Source organism: Nitrospirota bacterium (assembly GCA_030645475.1).
Classification (GTDB): domain Bacteria; phylum Nitrospirota; class Nitrospiria; order Nitrospirales; family Nitrospiraceae; genus Palsa-1315.
On sequence record JAUSMA010000069.1, the window covers coordinates 410,102 to 427,677 of the forward strand.

Below are 17,576 nucleotides of genomic sequence, written 5' to 3' on the forward strand. Positions count from 1 at the left end.
AGCATGACCGGTGCCCGTCCCCGATCTTATTTAGACCGTCAACCGTCGGCGCGCGAGGCCCACTAATCCGGCGAATCCGCTGCCAAAGAGCCAGAGAGCCGCAGGCACGGGAACCGGTGCCGTCGTCAATGTGGCCGAGAAAGCGTGGGAACCGGTCTGGCCGAGGGCGAACGAAGGATTCCCTCCGTAGATCAGGGTGTAGAGGCCGGGGCCGAGGACCCACTGCCTGGAGACCGCTTCCAGCCCCGTTCCGCTGGCCGTGCCGAGCGGTCCACCTCCGTTCGCCACATGATCGATGTAGGTCAAGTTCGTGGCCCAACTGATGTTCCCCGTGTTGTTAAAGGTATGATTCGTGGCATCGGAATTGACGGTTTCCAATCCTGAATAGAGGCTGAATGCAGGAAACAATTGACTGGTCCCGCCATGGCCCCGCTCCAGTTCAACGGTCAACAGGGTCGGGCCGCTGATGCCGGTGAGATCCAGCGCGCTCCAGGACGACGTGTGGGTCCAGCCTTTGGCCCCGGCTGGATTCCCCGGTTCGGCCCAACTCTTCGCGCCGACGCTCCCATGGTAATGGGCCAGGTCGAGGTCGCTCATGACCACCTGGGACTCGTAGGTCGCTCCGGTCTGTGGACCGGGCTCGGTGATCGTCGAGGCGTGAGACGGGGCGGCGCCGGCCAGCCACAGTCCCACAGCGGCGACGGCAAGTACTACCATGCGTGTTGTCATAAACCCTCCTAGATGGAAAATGGTTGCGAGGGCTAGTTCCTCGTGGGTCTACGAATAGCAAGACACTGTGGGGAGGGCTACAGATCGAAACCGATGCTTGCAACAGATGTGACGGAAAGACTCATGCGTGATGTGCGGGACAGGAAAGAAAGGCGGGAGAGGCGTGAAGGGGCCGAAAAGAACGGGCTGAACGAAGGGATCAGTGGTGATCCTTCGTTCAGCCTGTTGCATGATTCAGGAATTCCTCCGCGAGTGAGCGTCGACGAAATCTGCGAGCAGGCTAGAGTTTCACTCCGTTGGCCGTGCCAAGTGCGCCGAACGTATTCTCCCAGCGGCCGACGAAGGACTTCTTGTTGCTGTGGAATTGCAGCTGAAAGGTGGAGACAAACGGACGGCCGAACGGCCTGAAATCCATGGTCAGTTCTGCAGAACAGTCGTCCTTGATCGTCGCGTCACCGATAAATTGGAGACCGGTTAATGGATTCCCTTGGTCGTCCGTCAACGAAAAATCGCACTTGCCTTCGACCTTCCCATGCTCGATCTCGAATTTGCAGACGCCGGAATGGGGATTCTTCAGCACTTCCGCCTGATAGGAGACCCACTGACCTTTGAGGTCCCGTTTCTGGCAACGGCCGTCCTGTTCGTAGAAGGCCTGTGCCTGGCTGCACAGAATGATCAAAACGGCGGTAATCGAAAACAGCATGCGTCGCATGGACGTCCTCCGTGGTGAAAATTGCGTTGCGAGGGTTGTTCCTTCTGTTGGTATGAATAGCAAACCTGGTTCGATTCGACTGCCTATCGATACCGATGCTTGCAACAGATGTGGCGGAAAGACTCATGCGCGACGCGAGATTCATTGACTGTTGTGACTTTGCTCTATTACAAGGCGCTCTCGTACCTATTCATGGGGGATACATCATCGACGAGGGGTGAGGACGGGGGATTATGACGAGCATACGCGTATCAATCGGTCTGGCTGTGTGGTTGGCTCTGTCCACGTTCACCACCCAGGCGCTGCCCGGCGACGGGACGATTCCCCGCGTACTCAATCCGCCGCTGACAAGTGACCTGACGAACTTGCCGGGGGACCTGCGCGGAGTGGCGGTGCCGGGCCCGGACCCGGCGAATCTTCTCCTGTACGTTAAGGACAAGCAGGCGGCGATCGCGTTGGGCAAGGCTCTGTTCTGGGACATGCAGGTGGGAAGCGACGGGATGACGGCCTGCGCGAGCTGCCATTTTCGCGCCGGCGCGGACCCGCGCTCCAAGAATCAGCTCTCGCCCGGACTCAAGCATGCGCCGAACGCCGACCTCACCTTCAAGCGGGGCGGTCCGAACTACCAGCTCACGGGCGAGGAGTTTCCGCTCACCCGGCTCGCCATTGCCGGGCAGCGAGGCGCTCTCGACCAGGCTACCGACAGCAACGACGTCGTCAGCTCACAAGGCGTCCCGTATCTCGATCAGGGCCCGGACCCGCTGGGTTTCCAGGTAGGCCGGCTCAAGACCCGCCGAGTCGAGCCGCGGAACACGCCGTCGGTCATCAATGCGGTGTTCAACCACCGCCAGTTCTGGGATGGCCGCGCCGAGAACGTCTTCAACGGGGTGAATCATCTGGGCGACCGGGATCCTGACGCGCGCGTGCTGGCGTCCGTGGGTGGCCGTCTCGTCGAAGAACGGGTGGCGCTGACGAATGCGAGCCTCGCCTCACAGGCGTTGGGCCCCATCCTCAGCGAGCTGGAAATGGCGGCTCCGGGCCGTACGGTTCAGGACTTGGCGCGCGAGTTACGCCGCGGCAAGAAGATCCGTCGGCTGGGCCAGCGCGTGCATGGCACGCGGCCGCTCCAGCGCCAGCTCGTCGATCCGTCCGACAGCGTGCTGGGCCCCTTGAGCCGGTATCCGGAGAAGGGCCTCCGGGTGAAGTCGTACGATGAAATGGTGCGGGCGGCCTTTCAGGACAGCTACTGGCAGAGCGCACAGCTCATTCGGGTGGCGGATGATGGCACGGTCTCGATCGTCGACCGGCCAGACAAGGACCGGACTACGGAGGAGTACAGGCTGCTCGAGTATAATTTCGGCCTGTTCTTCGGCCTCGCAGTGCAACTTTACGAGTCCACCCTCGTCTCTGACGAGACGCCGTGGGACCGGTTCCGTCGCGAGCACCCGGCCCCGAACGATCAGGCCCTCAATCCCTGGACCAACGAGAAACCCGCACATATCAGCCGCTTTGCGCTCTTCGGCGCACACCTGTTCAATGACCGGACCCGCGGCCCGAACAACCTGCGTTGCAGCAACTGCCACGAGGGCGCCGAGCTGACCGATGCCTCGGTCCGCCGGATTGCCTTGGCAGCCAACGGCCCGGTGCGCAACCGCGACGGGAATATCATCGACAAGGGCTTCAGCAACATCGGCCTGCGGCCCACGGAAGACGACCTGGGCGCCGGAGCAAGCGACGAATTCGGCCCGCTGTCGCACAGCAAACGCCTCTTCCCGCACGGACTGCCGGCGGTATTCGACGGCGCGGCGGTGAGCAAGGGCTTCGGCGTCGAGGGCGCGTTTAAGATTCCTTCACTGCGTAACGTCGCGTTGACCGCTCCGTATTTTCACAACGGCGACACCCAGTCGCTGCGCGAGGCGGTGCTGCTCTATAGCCGCGGAGGCAACATAGCGCCGATCACGCAAACCGATGGGACACCGATCGAGCCGCTCGGCGTCGCGAAGATGACGTCCGACGAGGCCGATGCGGTGGTGGCCTGGCTCGAATCGCTCACCGACGAGCGGGTGCGCATCGCCAGCGCCCCGTTCGACCACCCGCAACTGTTCGTGCCCAATGGCCATCGCGTGAACGAGCGCAGGAACGAACGAGGCCGGCACGGCTTCGCCGAGGACGACATGGTGGAAATCCCGATGACGGGCGCCGCCGGCGGCCCGCCGATTCCCGGCTTCCTGGAGGGGATCTTCGGGCCGAACTGAGGGCGCAATCGGACGGCGAGTGGCGCCTCCACCACTTCGCGCGCACTCGCGCTGCTGTCCGTGATGTGCGGCTGAGGACCCGACTGCGGCGAAGGAGAACGAGGAGTCGGGAGAGGCAGGGTGAGGGGGAAACAGCAATCCCTCATCAAGCCTGGTGCACCTACTGCCAGCCGTGAACGGCGTAGCCGCGAGCCGTCAGACAACGTTCCATTGCCTGGCGATAGGCGCCGCGCGACGGCCAGACCGGATGAGGAATATCGACCGTCCCGAGCACGACCCCGTTTGCCGTGGCTCCGAGAGGGGGAATCCACCTGGGCTGGATGCTGACGGGCGCGGCCTCGCGCACCTCGGTTCGGCAGGCGCGAAGATCCTCCGAGACGGCCGGATCATTGTCCGTTATGGCGAGGCCGTTTCGTTCAACCACTGGTTGCGGGATATGGCGAGCGGAGGAGCAGGCGGCGAGCGAACCGAGCAGCACGACTCCTAAGAGACATTGACTCGACATGCGCATAGGCCCCTCGCGGTCAACGGACCCATTCTACCTCCTCGTGCTCGAAGGGAACAACCGCGTATGCCTGTTTCCGGGCGGTATGGCCGTCTAGCGCACCAACAGCTCGAATGCAATGCGTTCGAGAAAATGCTTCCGGTAGGTTTCTGCTTTGCGGACTTGCCGGCTTTCAAGCGGGTTGTAGTCGTCGGTGAGGACGAAGCCGCTCCCCTCGGCAAACCGGTGCTCGTGATTCAGCAACCACTGCAGGCGGCGATCGCCGGTCTGGGGATCGATGGCCACCGGTTCGCGCGAGGCGAGGAAAATGAAATCGGTGAACTCGCTGGTGTCGGTGACGAAAGTACGAACGTGAGGGAAGAGGTCTTGCAGGGTCCGATGCACCGCCTCGACGGCATCCGATCCCTCGCCCTGTGTAAATCCCACGTAGTTGAGGGCCAGGATCCCGCGGTCGTTCAACAGGGTGCGTAACTCGTTCAGCATCTCACGGCTGAGCAGATGGGTCGGCTCGGAGCCTCCGGTGAAGCAGTCGTGGACGATGAGGTCGTAGCGAGTGGAGAGCGTCTTGATCTCATACCGGGCGTCCCCGACGAGGAACAGCCCTGTCGGTTCGAAGTGAAACCATTTCCTCGCCGCGTCTGCGACGGCGGGATCGATCTCAATCGTGTCGGTCGTGACGCCTTGCGCCTTCAGGTCTCGCGCGACATGTCCGCCGCCCAATCCAATGAGTAAGGCTCGCGCGGTCTCAGGGCGAATGGCGGGCAGGAGGCTCAGGACCTCCTGGTACCCCAACAGGCTCCGATTCTGTGCATTGTCCACCGCGCTGAGGACCGAGGCATCGGAGAGGAGCAGACGGAAACCGCGCCGGTCATCGTCCACCACACGCACCCAGCCGTAGAGGGTTTCGGCTTCCGATTGCACAGTGAAGCCGTTCACCGATTCCCGAGAGCCGGCGACCCCGGACGTGGCCAGGATGCCGATGGCAAGGCCCATTCCCACGATCACCACGCTGGATCGAGTGCGCATACGTGCGGATGATTCGTGCCAGGCGACCAGGATGGAAAGGATACCGAGCAGCAGGCTGAGTGAGAAGATGATCGCCCTGGTTCCAAACATCGGCAACAGGAAGAATCCCAAGAGTAAGGTTCCCGCTACACTGCCGACCGTGCTGATGGCGTAGACCGTACCGGCTGCGGTGCCTACGCTGCTCAGGTCGCGCGTCGCGCGTTTGATCACGTAGGGTCCCACCATCGCCAGCGCCGTCAATGGCAGTGCGAATAATAAGAATGCGCTCGTGAAGGCGCCGGCACGGAGGCCGAGTGAGTCGGTTGCGCGGAGAATCGGCCCAGTGAGAAAGGGAATGGTGAGGGTCGTGAAGGCAGACGAAAGAATGATATGCGCCAGGCGGACTGCCGGCAATCGGTCGGCGATCAATCCGCCGAGGAAATAGCCTAAGGATAAAGCGATTAATGTGACCGCAATCAGCGACGACCAGACGTACAGGCTGACGCCGTAAAATGGGCCGATGATCCGCGTGCCGAGCAGTTCCAGGATCATCACGGCTGCGCCGGTGATGGTGACGGTCGCATAGAGGACGAGGGATGTCTGGTGCCGGGAGCGTGGCATGGCGGCGTGAACGGTCTGACTCATGGTCATATTCTCAGTCGCGAAACGAATCAAAATGAAGAGGGGAGCTGGCGGGATGGTCCCGCCAGCTCCCCTCGCCTCACCATAAATAACGTGGACGCTTAGCTCGCTGAGCGTCTCCGCGCCAATGCCACGATGCCGGCCAGTCCGCTGCCGAAGAGCCAGACCGCAGCGGGAATCGGCACCGGGTTGACGGAGAATGCAATGTTGAAGGTCCGAGCCAGGCGCGCGTTGTTGTATGCCGTCAACGCAGCCGAGGGCGTCGTGTAGTCCCCGTTCGTGGCCTGGGCAGCCTCGAGCAGTGCGGCCAGGTCAGCGGAATTGGCGCCGCCGACCACCAGGCTGTAGATGCCGGGGCCGAGGTCGTAATGGCCGGTAATGGTGTTGCCGGTACCGTTGGCGCCGAAGAGGCCCGTGTAGGCAAGCGTAAACGCAGCCGGCGGCCTCGCCGCATTATTGGCCGTCGCGGCAGACCCGTCATTCGCCATGGTGAAATCCCCATTAGAGCGGTACTGCCCCCAATGTTGGGTTGTCAGGGTGCCGCCGTTGTTTGTGATCGCGCTGTTCGCACTTGCGAAAGGCGACCAGCTGGCGAAGCCGGTCTGGGCTCCGATGTAGGAGGCGGGGTTAATCGCGCCGTCATGCACGGAGTTGATCGCGACGCCTTGGAAAATCGAATAACCGGGATTCAGGACACCGTTGCCGTTTGTGTTTGTGCCGGTAATCGTGAAGTCGATCGTTGAGGCTTGAGCCAGATTGAAATAGAGAAACCGGTTGTCGTGGCTATTCCCCCAGGTCGTTGCGTCTTGACCTGCCAGCCATCCGGCGTTGCTGGACACTGTCCTGTCGGGAGTCGCGTTCACAATTCCGGTACCGTATTGTGGCACATCCCCTGCGAGGAGGGGGCGGACGGGATCAATAAGAGACGAGTCCGAAAACAGAGAATTCCCATAGCTCACATGGGCAGAGGCCTGCCCTGCTGAGAGAAATACGCCGACAGCGCCCAATAGCGCGGCGGCAGACCGGACCATCCAACGATTCATAGCACCCTCCTCGGTAAAGCTGTTACGACACAATTGTCAAAAACGATGCGCTGGTATATATCGAGATGAAGAATCTCTCTACTGCTCGCTGCAACTGGTGCACCACCTGCAATAGGAAATGTTGAGCTGCCTCGAAATTTAATCTCCCCAGGGATCCGGGCCAGAGCTCAGGACCGACATCTCGTCCGTGAGCACTCGAAAAATCAACCCGGGCATATGCGTGCAGGGGGAACATTCAATCGTGCGAATCTATACGCGCAATGGATACCATCGTCTACCGATGGTTGCTCATGATGCTACAGATGCAACAGTTTCGATCTGGTAAGACTGCCTCACCGATGGGGACAAGGATTGCGGCCGGAAGCGGTCCCATACCGGGGGTAGGAATGTGGCAAGGTCGAGATGATTTCATAGTCCAGGACGCATTTTTCGTCACATTTGTAGCAACTGGTGCAGCGTGAGGTAGCAAGGCTTAAGGGGGGCCTGGTAAAAGTGTACCCATGATCAGGGAGCATGAGATGAATTCGAACGCAGCCTGAGAACCGACAGTAATTTTTCAATGCGGTTATTTTCTTCATTCAGAGGGAGAGGCAAGGAGGTGGCTGGTCAATGCACACAGAGACGATGGAGCAAGCGACCGGGGAATTCGTGCAGACGGATTCAACTCCAGAGGTGTTCCGTTAAATCGCGATTGGTCATAGTTGTCGACCGGTTCGGAGCTGCGGATCACCAATGAGGACTCACCAGACCAAAAGGGTAGATCATCATCAATCGGATAGCCAATACGTGGAGCGCACCATGAACACGAAAACGAAGTTCAAGACAGTCCTTGCCTGCTTGGTCGCCGCGGGCGCACTCGCCCTGAGCGCCAACGCACAGGCCATCACCCTCGACGCGGGCATCTTCGGGCCCAACCTGGGAGATGTTGGGACTGAGACCAACAAGTTGGTCCTCAACGTCAATCCCTCAAGCGGTCTCTTTCTCGACACGATCAATTTCGATCTCGGGAATTGGACGCACTTCAACATGACGTCGACGGTCAACAACATTTCCTTTTTCGGCGCCCCCATTTTCGAGAACATCGGAGATACGGAGTTCGTGGCAGCGAGTCCCAATCATTTTTCAGTGTTCCTGCCTAATCTCGGGTTGGATCGCGATTATCACCTGCATCCGCAGGGCCTCAATGCGGGTGCCGGGAGCTACCAGCTCACGTTGTGGGGATCGAGCGCGCCGGTCCCAGTCCCTGCCGCCCTGTGGCTTTTCGGGAGCGGTCTGGTCGGGTTGGTCGGTCTCGCCCGTCGCAAGATGAGCGTGGTGGCCTAACGACATCGGCGTCACGCCCAGGAAGAGCGGATCGTCCGTTCTTCCGGGGCGTTTGCGCGGGGCATGATTGCACACCGACGGTTTTAGGTATCAAGGAACGACGGAGAGTCTGAGATGATGACTACGCCTGACAGAACAGTGAAGGGGAGCGTGATGATGCTCCTGATGGCGTCGGCGCTGTGGTCTATACCGGCTGGAGTTGAGGCTGCGAGCGTGACGCAGTTGGACATCGCCGGTGGATCGATCAGTTTGAATTTCGGATTGCTAGGGAGCGTGACTGGTCATTTCGACGGGAACGGGCAGCTCCTCATGAACCAGTTTCAGCCGGCGCCGATTATTGTCGATCCGATTACGATTTCCCACCTCACGTTTTCGATCTTTTCGAGCAACGGGGGAGCCCTCAATCTCCCGGCTCCTACAGGGCAGACGTCCGGGGCCATCTTAACGGCGAATCTTCAATCGCTGTTCGCCGGGATGACCAACACCGGCTGGGCGGGGTTGCTGACGGCCCCCCAGGCTTCTCCGGCGACCTCTTTCAACATCGGCGGGATTGCCACGGGATCATTCAATGAGAGTACCAACGCCTTCGATGTGTCATGGACGCGTTCGTTCACCGGGATTCCGTATCTGACGTCCGGAACGTTCTCGCTTCAAGGAACCGCCCAATTGGCGGCTGTTCCCTTGCCCGCAGCCGTTTGGTTGTTCGGCAGCGGCATGATCGGGTTGGCGGGCTTGGCCCGCCGCAAGATGAACGCGGTGGTCTAATGGCTTCTGAGTGCGATCCTGGAAGGGCTCATGCGAGTGCTTCCGGGACTCTGGACAGGATGAGGCTGAACACATGATTGGGTTAAGGACCATAGTGAGTCTACGGATTATCACAGGGCTGTTCTTGCTCGGCATATTGACGATGGGAATGGCCGGCCTGTCCCATTCCGCGACCATCGGCTTCATGGAGACCGAGGGGGTCAGTGCGCCAGTTGCGCTGATTCCTGTCTCTTTTGAAAGCGGTAACGCCCACTTTGCCTTGGCGGATGAGACATCGGCGCTTGTCGTTGGAAACACCTGGGTCTCTCACGTGCAGGCCGATGGATTCAGCGCGATTACGCGAGCGATCCTTCACATGAGTTCCTGTGTCTGCTCCGGTCTCCGCCAGATGTGGGCATTATCCAGCCCGGTCTCGACCGAAAGCACCGCTCCGGTGAGCCCGGTTTCATCTTCGCCCTCTTCCGCGTTTCTTTTTTTTCCTGCGTTGGTCGGCATTCTGGGGGTTGCCCTTCGCGGAGAGTCATCCGTCAAGACCCTCAAGCGTGGCCATGAATGTCAATCGAACCAACTCCCCTCGACGAACTCGATGCTCATTCTGGTTCTGTCGCCCGATGCGATGTTTGGCAAGGAGACCGAGGAGCATCTCCGTCGCTTGGGCCATCCCATCCGAGTCGTTCCGTCTGTGGCGGAGGTCTTCTCTCTTGTGACCCATACAAGGGTGTCGCTGGCCTTGGTGGATCCGAGAGCGAGCGACTGGGATATGCTGCGCACCGACACCAGGCTCAAACACGTTCCCATGATGGGCTTGATTCCTCCCGGCCTTGCCTATAGCGAGGATGATTGCCAGGCTGATTTGGAGCGAGGACTAGACGGTGTCCATCTTGCGCAAGAGGGACACCGTCTTCTCATCGCAAAAGTAGGGGCGTATCTGCGGCGAGCCGGATACGACGTATCCCGGCGTGGGGTGTATCAAGTCGGGGCGGTCGAATTAGATGCGGATATTCATGAGGTCAAAGTCGGCGGGCAACGGATTCCGCTTTCGGCCAAGCCCTTTGCGATTCTCGAGGCCTTTATGCGAACCCCCTCAAAGGCTTTTAGCCGTGGGGAGTTGATCGATCTCGTGTGGGGGCCTGATTTTGCGATCGGCCATCATACGTTAGACGTGCATGTCCATGCGCTTCGGCAGGTCCTCGATCGAGACCCAAGCCGTCTCTGCCGGCTCATGACGATTAAGGGTGTCGGGTTCAAGTTGAGGTTAGCCGAACCAGTGATGGGTGCCTCGCCGGTGCCGAACACATTGCCGATGGCGGTCAACGCGTTTCCCCTTCTCCGCCCAGGAACGGCTCATGGTTCGATTGCTCCCCGCCCACTTGCGCTCGCTCCACCCTCAAGCCGGCGGACGTGCGTAGGCGCGGTCACCCGGCAACGCCGGGCTCGACCACTTCGGAACATGACGTCGGTCCGGCCTCTCCACAATGCGGTGTCGGTCGGCTAAACCAGCGTTGATCCTTTTCCCTCGCCCTCCATTCGTGCCCCTTTCCGTGTTCTTCCGTCAGTCGGAGCCTTGCATGCATGGCTGCAGCGGCTACTGGTTTTCATTCCTAGCGTTGTCATGAATAGCATGCTTTGGCGTAGCGTCAGCGAACTGCTCGCGCAGTCGAGTCCCAGCTTAAAGCGTGAACTGATTCATCCACGCAACTGTGTAGACTGGCCCGCTGTGTTCTGTAGCTTCCGGCTGCAGGGGAGATAGACAGCCAATTCATTGAAATATAGAGAATCCTTGCGATCGCGATTCCCTTTCAATAGGGTGGCTTTCAGAACGGCGGGTTGATTCATCGCCTATAGGGCTCATCCCCCTCGATTGCATCTCTCCCTCAGCGTCTGATGAATCAGGATGCACGGAGTACGTGAGGCGATGAGCGGGAGGAAAATCCCGTTCGACTTCGCTTGACTTCAATATCCCGTGAGAGTATTCGAGGTGCTCGAACAGTTCGAGTGGGTTTATTCACAATCAAGGAGGAGCGTCCAATGAAGCAAGCTTGGATGACGGTTATGGCAGTAGCGGCACTTGGCCTGGGTCTCAGCCTGCAGCCGGCGGTTTCGCTGGCGGGGAAGGGTGAGGATCATACCCAGGAGGTGATCAAACATGCCAAGGAAGGGGTCACGCATACGAAGGAAGCGATCAAGCATATCGAGGAAGCCGTGAAGGGCACCGGCGACGCGCATGCCAAAGAAGCGCTGCAACATGCGAATGAAGCGATTACTCACGCCGAAGAATCGATCGCTCATGCCGAGATGGCAGCCAAGAAGCCTGAAGGAAAGAAGAAGAGCAAGTAGGGTCCAGAGTCTAAGCCTCATACTGCCGGTGGCTTTTCCCGCCGGCAGTATTGGCAAGGTGATGAAGCAGTCTGCCGACGCCACAGATTGTGACGAGTGCAGAGTAGATTTCTAACTCGTCTCGCTCATCCCGTCTTTCCCTCCAGTCTCGCGAACTATTGAAATTCCATCGTGCCACATAGTTCTTCCCATGATTTGCTCGACCATCCATGACCGAGGTTCACACGGGCGGTGCCATCACCTTTCCTGCCGACCTCAGCGATCGTGACCGTCTCGTCTCACAGTGACATTTGTAGCATCCGTGAGCAGGCGTCGGTAGACAGGCGATCGGTTCACGCGTATAGAAGTGACATCGTGGGGAGCTTGATGACGCATACCGGTGTATCACGCAGTTCCGTTCTGGTCGCAGGGCTTGTGGCCCTGGTCTATGCCTCGCTTGCGGTCATGGCGGCGACCTGCTCGTTCAATCACGCCGAAGCCTCCAGCGGCCATGCACACCATGGTTCGCAAGACGCGGCTCCGCACAATGCGCTTTGCGCCTGGGCCTGTCAGGCCACGTCCGATGCCGAGTTGGTCACGGAGCCGCCGGCCTTGTCGGTCGGTCCGGTCGCCCGGCTCGTCGTCTCCTCCCTGAATCACGTTCCCCCTCTACGTTCTTCTTCTCTGCTCCATTCCCGTGCGCCTCCGGCGATTTCCTTCATCCTGATCGGATAGGGGACCCCGGGCGGCCTGTTTCATGTCGAGGTCTCGCGCGCTCCTCAAACGATCTTCGTCGCTTGTCCACCACATTTGACCGTAGTCGACTTTTTGATGTCCGAGTCGGGCGGCCTCCTTGCTCGGACTGATCCGGGGCGCAGGTGCTTCTTCCTGTGGCCTCCGCCCCGGTCCTTTAATCGGTTTGGCTCTGAAAGGACTCTGTCATGAGACGTCTGTTCATGTTTGCATTGGCCTGTTGGGTGATGACCGGTGCTGTATCGTTCGCGGGCGTGGATCAGGACAACGAATCCGTCGAATCGAAGCCGGCGGCAAGCGAAGCCATCGTCCAGATTTTCGGCCGTATGTGTGAGTACCACCGTGAAGATGTCGAGGCGGCGCTTCGTGCATTCAAGACGGTGCGTCAGGTCGAGTTCTTGAACAATCATGGCACGGTGCTGGTGCGGTATCAGCCCGGCAGCGAAACGCCGGAGGCATTAGCCGGCGCGGTGCATCGCGCGCTCGCATCGGGCTGGAATTGCTCGGCACGGGTCGACCGCGGAGCGCAGAGGCTTGAGGCCGGCCAACAGGAGGGGAAATCGTGAAGACCTTTGCCACGGTTGGTTGTCTGATCGGGTTTGTCTGTGCGATGGCCATCCCGGCCTTTGCGGGCGAGGAAACAATCACACTCATGCTGGGCGGCAAGTTCTGCGACGGATATGTGGGCGATGTCGAACATGCGCTCCGGCGCATGCCCGGTGTGAAGACGGTCGACTTCAAGAGTATGAAAGGCCATGCGGTGGTGACTACCGAATCCGGCAAGGTGAAGCCGGAGCAACTCGCCGCGGCCATCAATGGTGTGAAGGGCGAGAGCTGGTATTGCACGGGCGAGGTCATGAAGTGAGGGGACGCTATGAATGTAGCGCGCGGATGTGAATGGACGGCGGACCGGGGTTTGGGGTGGCTTGACCGGCCTTCCTCCAAGCCCGGTGGGGGAGCTGCCTCTCGGCAGCTCCCCCACCAGCCCACGTACTGATGCGAGGGACCATGATGGAATCATCGCTGATGCGGGTGAACGACGCGGCGCAATTGTTACGCGTGAGCAAGTGGACGATCTATCGGTGGATTGAAGAAGGGCGGCTCGGCGCGACCAAGATCGGACATGGCAGCCTGCGCGTCTTTCGCGAATCGGTCACGGCGTTGGTCGAGGCCAATCGTAAGGAGCAACCATCGGTGACTCGCTCGACTCCCCGTAAGGTGGTGCCAGTTCGTGCAGCAGGCCCGAATAGGAGAAGCTGATACCAACGGATGGTCGGTTGCTTCGACTAGACTTCTGGCCGGGTGAAGATATATGGCGTCTGCGGGATGAGGTCTCCATCTCGCGGACCCGTTACCAGGGTGGGACGGTTGACTGCCTCCCCCACCCTGGCCCTTCGGGGCGCACAAGATTGAGAGGTGTTCAAGATGAATCATGACCAGGAATATCCCGATCTCGCGCTCGTGGTGGCTCGACTGATGGCCATCGCACTGAAGGTGACCACCCGGTCTCTTGCCGCACCCAACAGTATGCGGCTGCCGCCGGCGTTCGGCTATCGGTCTTGGCCGACCTGTCAGATTGTCGGGCAGCGGCAGGGCCACGAGGAAATACTGAAATTCTATGTCTGCCCCAAGGGAGCGGCGACGCTGGATGACGAGCCCTTTTCGTTGGGGACGAGATTCGTGATGGAGACCCATCGTGTCGAGGAGGAACGTTCCTGCCAAGGACGCGTCACGCAGCCGGCCCGTCACGAACTGGTACAGATATTCAAGATGCAGAAGTTTGCGGGCCTCGAGACGTCCGGTATGCCGCCTTGCGCCGTCGACGGATGGCTCTTTTCCACTTTTGTCCAAGCTGGCCTGCCAGCGACGGGGCCTGGGCGGGCGCTCAGGCCTGCGCCCGCACGAAGCGCTCGTATCACGATTGGGGCGGGACTCAGGGGTTGGACTGCGCTGACCACGCAGGGAGTCCCGACGGAGGGAAACGTATGCCCATACGTTTCCCTCTCCCATATTCTTGAACGTCGAGATGTATGGACCGCGCAGGCGTCATGACGCTGTAGCAGGCGTTGGTACGAGTTGGCAGGCGTCTGTAGACGCATGGGTGAGAAGCGGATAAAAAGCTCTCTATCGAAGGAGTCGGCGATGCGATTGCTCTGCCTATTTGGAACGGTGATGCTCTTGTGCTGCACGGCCCCGGCGTTCGCCGATGAACCTCAGCTCGTGGCACTGTTGCGCGTGCAGGCGTTCAATAAAGTGTTCGAGGGATTCGATTATTACCATGTGACGATTGAGGCCGACCTGGCGCAAGCCGATGGCTCGCACGAAGTGACGGCCGTGGCCAGCGGAAATTTTCTCGACAGCACCAGACGCGTGAAAGCGCTGTTTCTGATCGTCGGCGATACACTCATCGGGGGGCAAGTGCTCGAAGAGAAGGGCCTGCCTCCCTGTCTCCCATCATCCGGCACTCATGCATCGTCGCTTTAACCACAGAGGAGGTCAGGTCATGTTGAGGCATTTTGTTCTGGGCATCCTGGTATCGGTCAGTCTGCTCGTCATGGGCACATCGGCGTTTGCGTTGCAGGCCGGTGGCGTGGAGATCGGCGATCTGGAAACCGGGTCGGTGGTCGGCCAGGCCTTCAAAGAGCTCGACGTCGATGCGCAGTTGTTCGCCATCGACCTCGGCACGATCAAGAGCTGGTATCCGCCGACTACGGTGATCGATTTTAAGGTTCGGCCTGGCCGGCCTGTGTTGTTGAAGGTGACGAACAATTCTACCGTTGAGCGGGGGTTCCAAATGACGGATGCGGCCAACGCCGGCTCGCCGTTTGTCTTGAAGGCTCAGGTTGTCTTGAAGCCGGGAGAGACGAAATATATCGGCATCCCGACCAGCGATCTATTCTATGCGACGCAGGGCAATACGTTGACCTATCGTGACCATCTCAATCCGAAGGATCCTGGCGGCAAGCTGCTCATGATCAAGTAGCGGCGAATCGGTTCAGTATCCCGCAGCCTGCACGCCCCGCTCATCTCCTGGTGACGGGGCGTTGCTATAAGACCAATCACCAAAGGGGAGGATTATGCAGAGACCACGACAGATCGGACAGGTCATCACGTGCGGGATCGGAGCCATTGTCCTGATGGCCCTGGCGGCATGCAGTGGGATGGAGGGCAGAGCCGGCTCATCGTCAATGGCCAAGGCCTCGACGCCGAAGCCGAAAGATGGAGAGCTCGCCCTGCCGGGTGAGTATAAGAGCTGGCCCAGGTTTCTCTCCGAGGTTCAGCGCCCCGATGCCAAGCAGGTTCGTGAACTCTATATCAATCCGGCCGGTGCAAAGACGTCGCGCGGGCAGGCCTTCCCATCCGGCACGGTGATGGTGATGGAACTCTATAAGGCGCAACTGGAAGGCGAGGTTCCGGCGACCGGTGCAGATGGCAAGCTGGTCAAGGGCAATCTCGCGAAGGTGTTCGTCATGGGCAAGGGGGATGGTTGGGGCCAGGATGTGCCGGAGAATTTTCGGAACGGTGCCTGGGTCTTTTCAGCCTTCGGGCCCGATAGCAAACCTCTAGCCGAGGACTTCACCAAGTGCCGGGCCTGCCATGCCCCGCTGGCGCAGAAGGACTTCGTGCATCGCTACGATGAGTATTTCGATACCCGCAAGGGGATGTGAGCTTCGTCGAGATACGGGAGCAGTCGAGCGAAGGGTCTACTCTGTGCTGAACAGAGTAGACCCTTCGTCCGTTTCACTGTTCGTCCGCGAGACTCTCTGCGGGAGACGCTGTTCACGCCGATTCGGGTATCGATGTCGTTGATTTCACGGTCGCTGCCCGTCTATAGTTTGCCGAACTGTTGCGGGTGCTGCAAGGAAAGGCGTTGGTTGACCGTGAATCGCCTCCTCCATTATCGTGCTGCCGTCCTGTTTGCGCTGTGCCTGGCTCTGGCGGCTCCTATGGCTCCCGCCTTGGCGGCGGCTGAGCAACCGGATGTCGCGCAACGTCACTATGAACGGGGCGCCGGCCTGCTGCGAAAAGGCGACCTTCCCGCCGCAGCCGAGGCTGTCAGAAAAGCCATCGAGTTGAATCCCTCATCGGCCGAGGCGTACCGCCTGCTCGGCCAAATCCTCTTCAAAGAGCGAAATCCCTCCGAAGCCGTGGAGGCGTTCACTCATGCGGTGAAGCTCAAACCCAAGTATGCGGAGGCGCTGAACGATCTGGCCGAAGTCTATCTGGCGCAAGGGAAGTCGGCAGAGGCCGAGCAGGCGTTGACACGAGCCATCGACGTCAATCCGAAACATGCCGAATCCTATCTCGACTTGGCCAAGGCCTATGAGCAGCGGCATGAGTCGTCCGATGCGTTGCGGACCTACCAGCGTCTGTTGACCGTGGTGCCGAACCAGCCTGAGGCCTTGTTTGCATTGGCCACCCTCTATGACGGCCAGGGCGAGGCCAAAGCGGCGAGCGACATGCTGCGCCGGCTGACAAAATCAAATCCCAAACATGCGAACGGCTGGTACTTGAATGGGCGCATCGCCGAGCGGAACAACGACCTCATTGAGGCGGCCTACTCGTACAAGCAGGCGGTTGCCGCCAAGCCGGATTTGGTCGATGCGCATTACAATCTTGGTTTTATCTATCGGAGCCAGGGGAAGCCGAACGAGGCGGAGCGTGAATTTCTCGAGGTGTTACGGTACCGCCCGGAGTATGCCGAAGCACACATGAACCTGGGTGTGATCTACACCGGTCTCAACAGGTTTGAAGAGGCGGAACAGTCCTACGAGCGAGCGGTCGAGTTGAAGCCGGACTATGCGGAAGCGCACTACAATTTGGGTGTTTTCTATGAGTTGAACCGGAAAGATCTGCCGAAGGCACTGGCTCAATATCACCGGTATCTCAAGCTCGGAGGGCGCGACGATCGCGTGGAGCGCATTGTCGGGACTGGGGGGCGGTAATTGCTGGCGCTGCTGTCCGCGCGCCGCTACCAACGATAGGGCCAGGGGCGGTAGAAGGGACTCCAGTAGGGACCCCAGTAGGCACCAGGGCCCATCTGAGATCTGATCCGAGGCGCCGCTTCTTCAGCAGCACTCCATACCTGTAAACGTTTCACCTCAATGATCGGATAGATATATTCGGTCTCATCGAGAGGCAGCGTCACCGTTCCCGCTACGGTGCCTGTCACGGTAACTCTGGTGCCATGGGGCAATGTGGCGGGGTCGAGGAATTCATGCTGCAGCGCGATGAAGCGGCCCTGGGATTGAGTTAAGTCGTATCCGGGATGCATCGATCGATCGAGCGGCAACTGTAAGATTTCGATTCTCGTGCCGTCTTTGAGTCGTCGGGCCGTCAAGACCATACCGCCGAAGATCACCGATTGACCTTTTACGGAGTCCGGTGCGGCCTTGAGCTGAAGGAACGTGAGTGCCTGTGGGTCCGAGCCGTCCCCGGCTTCTTGCGTCGAGGCGCAGCCGGTGAGCGTGATGAGCAGGGCCAGGGTAGCGCAGAGAGTACGCGATAACATGAGCATAGTATAACAA

Annotated in this window: 20 protein-coding genes; 14 read left to right on the forward strand and 6 right to left on the reverse strand. The window is 59.7% G+C overall.

The annotated features are described in order from the left end of the window. Positions 1-30: 30 nt before the first annotated feature. Complete coding sequence (locus Q7U76_17020; GenBank protein MDO8358081.1) at positions 31-729, reverse strand: hypothetical protein; 699 nt, start codon at positions 727-729, stop codon at positions 31-33. 280 nt (positions 730-1,009) lie between these two features. Then, a complete protein-coding gene (locus tag Q7U76_17025; GenBank protein ID MDO8358082.1) occupies positions 1,010-1,441 on the reverse strand; it encodes a hypothetical protein in 432 nt (143 codons plus the stop codon). A gap of 233 nt (positions 1,442-1,674) precedes the next feature. Between Q7U76_17025 and Q7U76_17030 the strand changes: the two genes are divergently transcribed. Then, positions 1,675-3,696 (forward strand): cytochrome c peroxidase, encoded by a 2,022-nt coding sequence (locus Q7U76_17030; protein MDO8358083.1) that lies wholly within the window; start codon positions 1,675-1,677, stop codon positions 3,694-3,696. Positions 3,697-3,856: 160 nt separating this feature from the next. Here the strand turns inward: Q7U76_17030 and Q7U76_17035 are convergent, their stop codons facing one another. The 3 genes from Q7U76_17035 to Q7U76_17045 form a co-directional block, all read right to left on the reverse strand. Continuing rightward, entirely contained in the window at positions 3,857-4,207 is a 351-nt protein-coding gene (locus Q7U76_17035) for a hypothetical protein (GenBank protein ID MDO8358084.1), read from the reverse strand. Between the two features lie 87 nt (positions 4,208-4,294). Further along, positions 4,295-5,851, reverse strand: a complete 1,557-nt coding sequence (locus Q7U76_17040) for a fused MFS/spermidine synthase (GenBank protein MDO8358085.1) — start codon at positions 5,849-5,851, stop codon at positions 4,295-4,297. Positions 5,852-5,949: 98 nt separating this feature from the next. Next, positions 5,950-6,891: a VPLPA-CTERM sorting domain-containing protein gene (locus Q7U76_17045; GenBank protein MDO8358086.1), complete on the reverse strand. Its 942-nt coding sequence runs from the start codon at positions 6,889-6,891 to the stop codon at positions 5,950-5,952. A gap of 798 nt (positions 6,892-7,689) precedes the next feature. On the opposite strand from Q7U76_17045, the gene Q7U76_17050 reads away from it, so the two are divergent. The 13 genes from Q7U76_17050 (at position 7,690) to Q7U76_17110 (ending at position 16,994) form a co-directional block, all read left to right on the forward strand. Continuing rightward, positions 7,690-8,214 (forward strand): VPLPA-CTERM sorting domain-containing protein, encoded by a 525-nt coding sequence (locus Q7U76_17050; GenBank protein MDO8358087.1) that lies wholly within the window; start codon positions 7,690-7,692, stop codon positions 8,212-8,214. A gap of 114 nt (positions 8,215-8,328) precedes the next feature. Continuing rightward, a complete protein-coding gene (locus Q7U76_17055) occupies positions 8,329-8,979 on the forward strand; it encodes a VPLPA-CTERM sorting domain-containing protein (protein MDO8358088.1) in 651 nt (216 codons plus the stop codon). Between the two features lie 73 nt (positions 8,980-9,052). Then, a complete protein-coding gene (locus tag Q7U76_17060) occupies positions 9,053-10,474 on the forward strand; it encodes a response regulator transcription factor (protein MDO8358089.1) in 1,422 nt (473 codons plus the stop codon). Positions 10,475-11,007: 533 nt separating this feature from the next. Beyond that, positions 11,008-11,316: a hypothetical protein gene (locus tag Q7U76_17065; GenBank protein ID MDO8358090.1), complete on the forward strand. Its 309-nt coding sequence runs from the start codon at positions 11,008-11,010 to the stop codon at positions 11,314-11,316. A gap of 366 nt (positions 11,317-11,682) precedes the next feature. Then, a complete protein-coding gene (locus tag Q7U76_17070) occupies positions 11,683-12,030 on the forward strand; it encodes a hypothetical protein (protein ID MDO8358091.1) in 348 nt (115 codons plus the stop codon). Positions 12,031-12,236: 206 nt separating this feature from the next. Then, the gene (locus Q7U76_17075) at positions 12,237-12,614 is read left to right on the forward strand and encodes a hypothetical protein (protein MDO8358092.1); all 378 of its coding nucleotides are present in this window, start codon (positions 12,237-12,239) and stop codon (positions 12,612-12,614) included. Beyond that, entirely contained in the window at positions 12,611-12,913 is a 303-nt protein-coding gene (locus Q7U76_17080; GenBank protein MDO8358093.1) for a heavy-metal-associated domain-containing protein, read from the forward strand. Before Q7U76_17075 ends, Q7U76_17080 begins: the two co-directional genes overlap by 4 nt. A gap of 143 nt (positions 12,914-13,056) precedes the next feature. Beyond that, positions 13,057-13,308: a helix-turn-helix domain-containing protein gene (locus Q7U76_17085; protein MDO8358094.1), complete on the forward strand. Its 252-nt coding sequence runs from the start codon at positions 13,057-13,059 to the stop codon at positions 13,306-13,308. 165 nt (positions 13,309-13,473) lie between these two features. Further along, positions 13,474-14,100: a cytochrome P460 family protein gene (locus tag Q7U76_17090; GenBank protein MDO8358095.1), complete on the forward strand. Its 627-nt coding sequence runs from the start codon at positions 13,474-13,476 to the stop codon at positions 14,098-14,100. Positions 14,101-14,190: 90 nt separating this feature from the next. Continuing rightward, complete coding sequence (locus Q7U76_17095; GenBank protein MDO8358096.1) at positions 14,191-14,532, forward strand: hypothetical protein; 342 nt, start codon at positions 14,191-14,193, stop codon at positions 14,530-14,532. A 19-nt stretch (positions 14,533-14,551) separates the two neighbouring features. Then, on the forward strand, positions 14,552-15,031 hold the full coding sequence (locus tag Q7U76_17100; protein MDO8358097.1) for a hypothetical protein: 480 nt from the start codon (positions 14,552-14,554) through the stop codon (positions 15,029-15,031). Positions 15,032-15,125: 94 nt separating this feature from the next. After that, positions 15,126-15,716, forward strand: a complete 591-nt coding sequence (locus Q7U76_17105; GenBank protein ID MDO8358098.1) for a cytochrome P460 family protein — start codon at positions 15,126-15,128, stop codon at positions 15,714-15,716. Between the two features lie 213 nt (positions 15,717-15,929). Next, positions 15,930-16,994 (forward strand): tetratricopeptide repeat protein, encoded by a 1,065-nt coding sequence (locus tag Q7U76_17110; protein ID MDO8358099.1) that lies wholly within the window; start codon positions 15,930-15,932, stop codon positions 16,992-16,994. A gap of 26 nt (positions 16,995-17,020) precedes the next feature. Here the strand turns inward: Q7U76_17110 and Q7U76_17115 are convergent, their stop codons facing one another. Beyond that, on the reverse strand, positions 17,021-17,560 hold the full coding sequence (locus Q7U76_17115) for a Slp family lipoprotein (GenBank protein MDO8358100.1): 540 nt from the start codon (positions 17,558-17,560) through the stop codon (positions 17,021-17,023). Between the last annotated feature and the right edge of the window lie 16 nt (positions 17,561-17,576).

Excerpts from the sequence above, each read along its gene's own strand:
- Q7U76_17115 (MDO8358100.1), bottom strand. The coding sequence starts at position 17,560 with ATGTTATCGCGTACTCTCTGCGCTACCCTGGCCCTGCTCATCACGCTC.
- Q7U76_17035 (MDO8358084.1), bottom strand. The coding sequence starts at position 4,207 with ATGCGCATGTCGAGTCAATGTCTCTTAGGAGTCGTGCTGCTCGGTTCG.
- Q7U76_17045 (MDO8358086.1), bottom strand. The coding sequence starts at position 6,891 with ATGAATCGTTGGATGGTCCGGTCTGCCGCCGCGCTATTGGGCGCTGTC.
- Q7U76_17075 (MDO8358092.1), top strand. The coding sequence starts at position 12,237 with ATGAGACGTCTGTTCATGTTTGCATTGGCCTGTTGGGTGATGACCGGT.
- Q7U76_17055 (MDO8358088.1), top strand. The coding sequence starts at position 8,329 with ATGATGACTACGCCTGACAGAACAGTGAAGGGGAGCGTGATGATGCTC.
- Q7U76_17070 (MDO8358091.1), top strand. The coding sequence starts at position 11,683 with ATGACGCATACCGGTGTATCACGCAGTTCCGTTCTGGTCGCAGGGCTT.
- Q7U76_17095 (MDO8358096.1), top strand. The coding sequence starts at position 14,191 with ATGCGATTGCTCTGCCTATTTGGAACGGTGATGCTCTTGTGCTGCACG.
- Q7U76_17090 (MDO8358095.1), top strand. The coding sequence starts at position 13,474 with ATGAATCATGACCAGGAATATCCCGATCTCGCGCTCGTGGTGGCTCGA.
- Q7U76_17085 (MDO8358094.1), top strand. The coding sequence starts at position 13,057 with ATGATGGAATCATCGCTGATGCGGGTGAACGACGCGGCGCAATTGTTA.
- Q7U76_17060 (MDO8358089.1), top strand. The coding sequence starts at position 9,053 with ATGATTGGGTTAAGGACCATAGTGAGTCTACGGATTATCACAGGGCTG.
- Q7U76_17065 (MDO8358090.1), top strand. The coding sequence starts at position 11,008 with ATGAAGCAAGCTTGGATGACGGTTATGGCAGTAGCGGCACTTGGCCTG.
- Q7U76_17020 (MDO8358081.1), bottom strand. The coding sequence starts at position 729 with ATGACAACACGCATGGTAGTACTTGCCGTCGCCGCTGTGGGACTGTGG.
- Q7U76_17050 (MDO8358087.1), top strand. The coding sequence starts at position 7,690 with ATGAACACGAAAACGAAGTTCAAGACAGTCCTTGCCTGCTTGGTCGCC.
- Q7U76_17040 (MDO8358085.1), bottom strand. The coding sequence starts at position 5,851 with ATGAGTCAGACCGTTCACGCCGCCATGCCACGCTCCCGGCACCAGACA.
- Q7U76_17100 (MDO8358097.1), top strand. The coding sequence starts at position 14,552 with ATGTTGAGGCATTTTGTTCTGGGCATCCTGGTATCGGTCAGTCTGCTC.
- Q7U76_17030 (MDO8358083.1), top strand. The coding sequence starts at position 1,675 with ATGACGAGCATACGCGTATCAATCGGTCTGGCTGTGTGGTTGGCTCTG.
- Q7U76_17025 (MDO8358082.1), bottom strand. The coding sequence starts at position 1,441 with ATGCGACGCATGCTGTTTTCGATTACCGCCGTTTTGATCATTCTGTGC.
- Q7U76_17105 (MDO8358098.1), top strand. The coding sequence starts at position 15,126 with ATGCAGAGACCACGACAGATCGGACAGGTCATCACGTGCGGGATCGGA.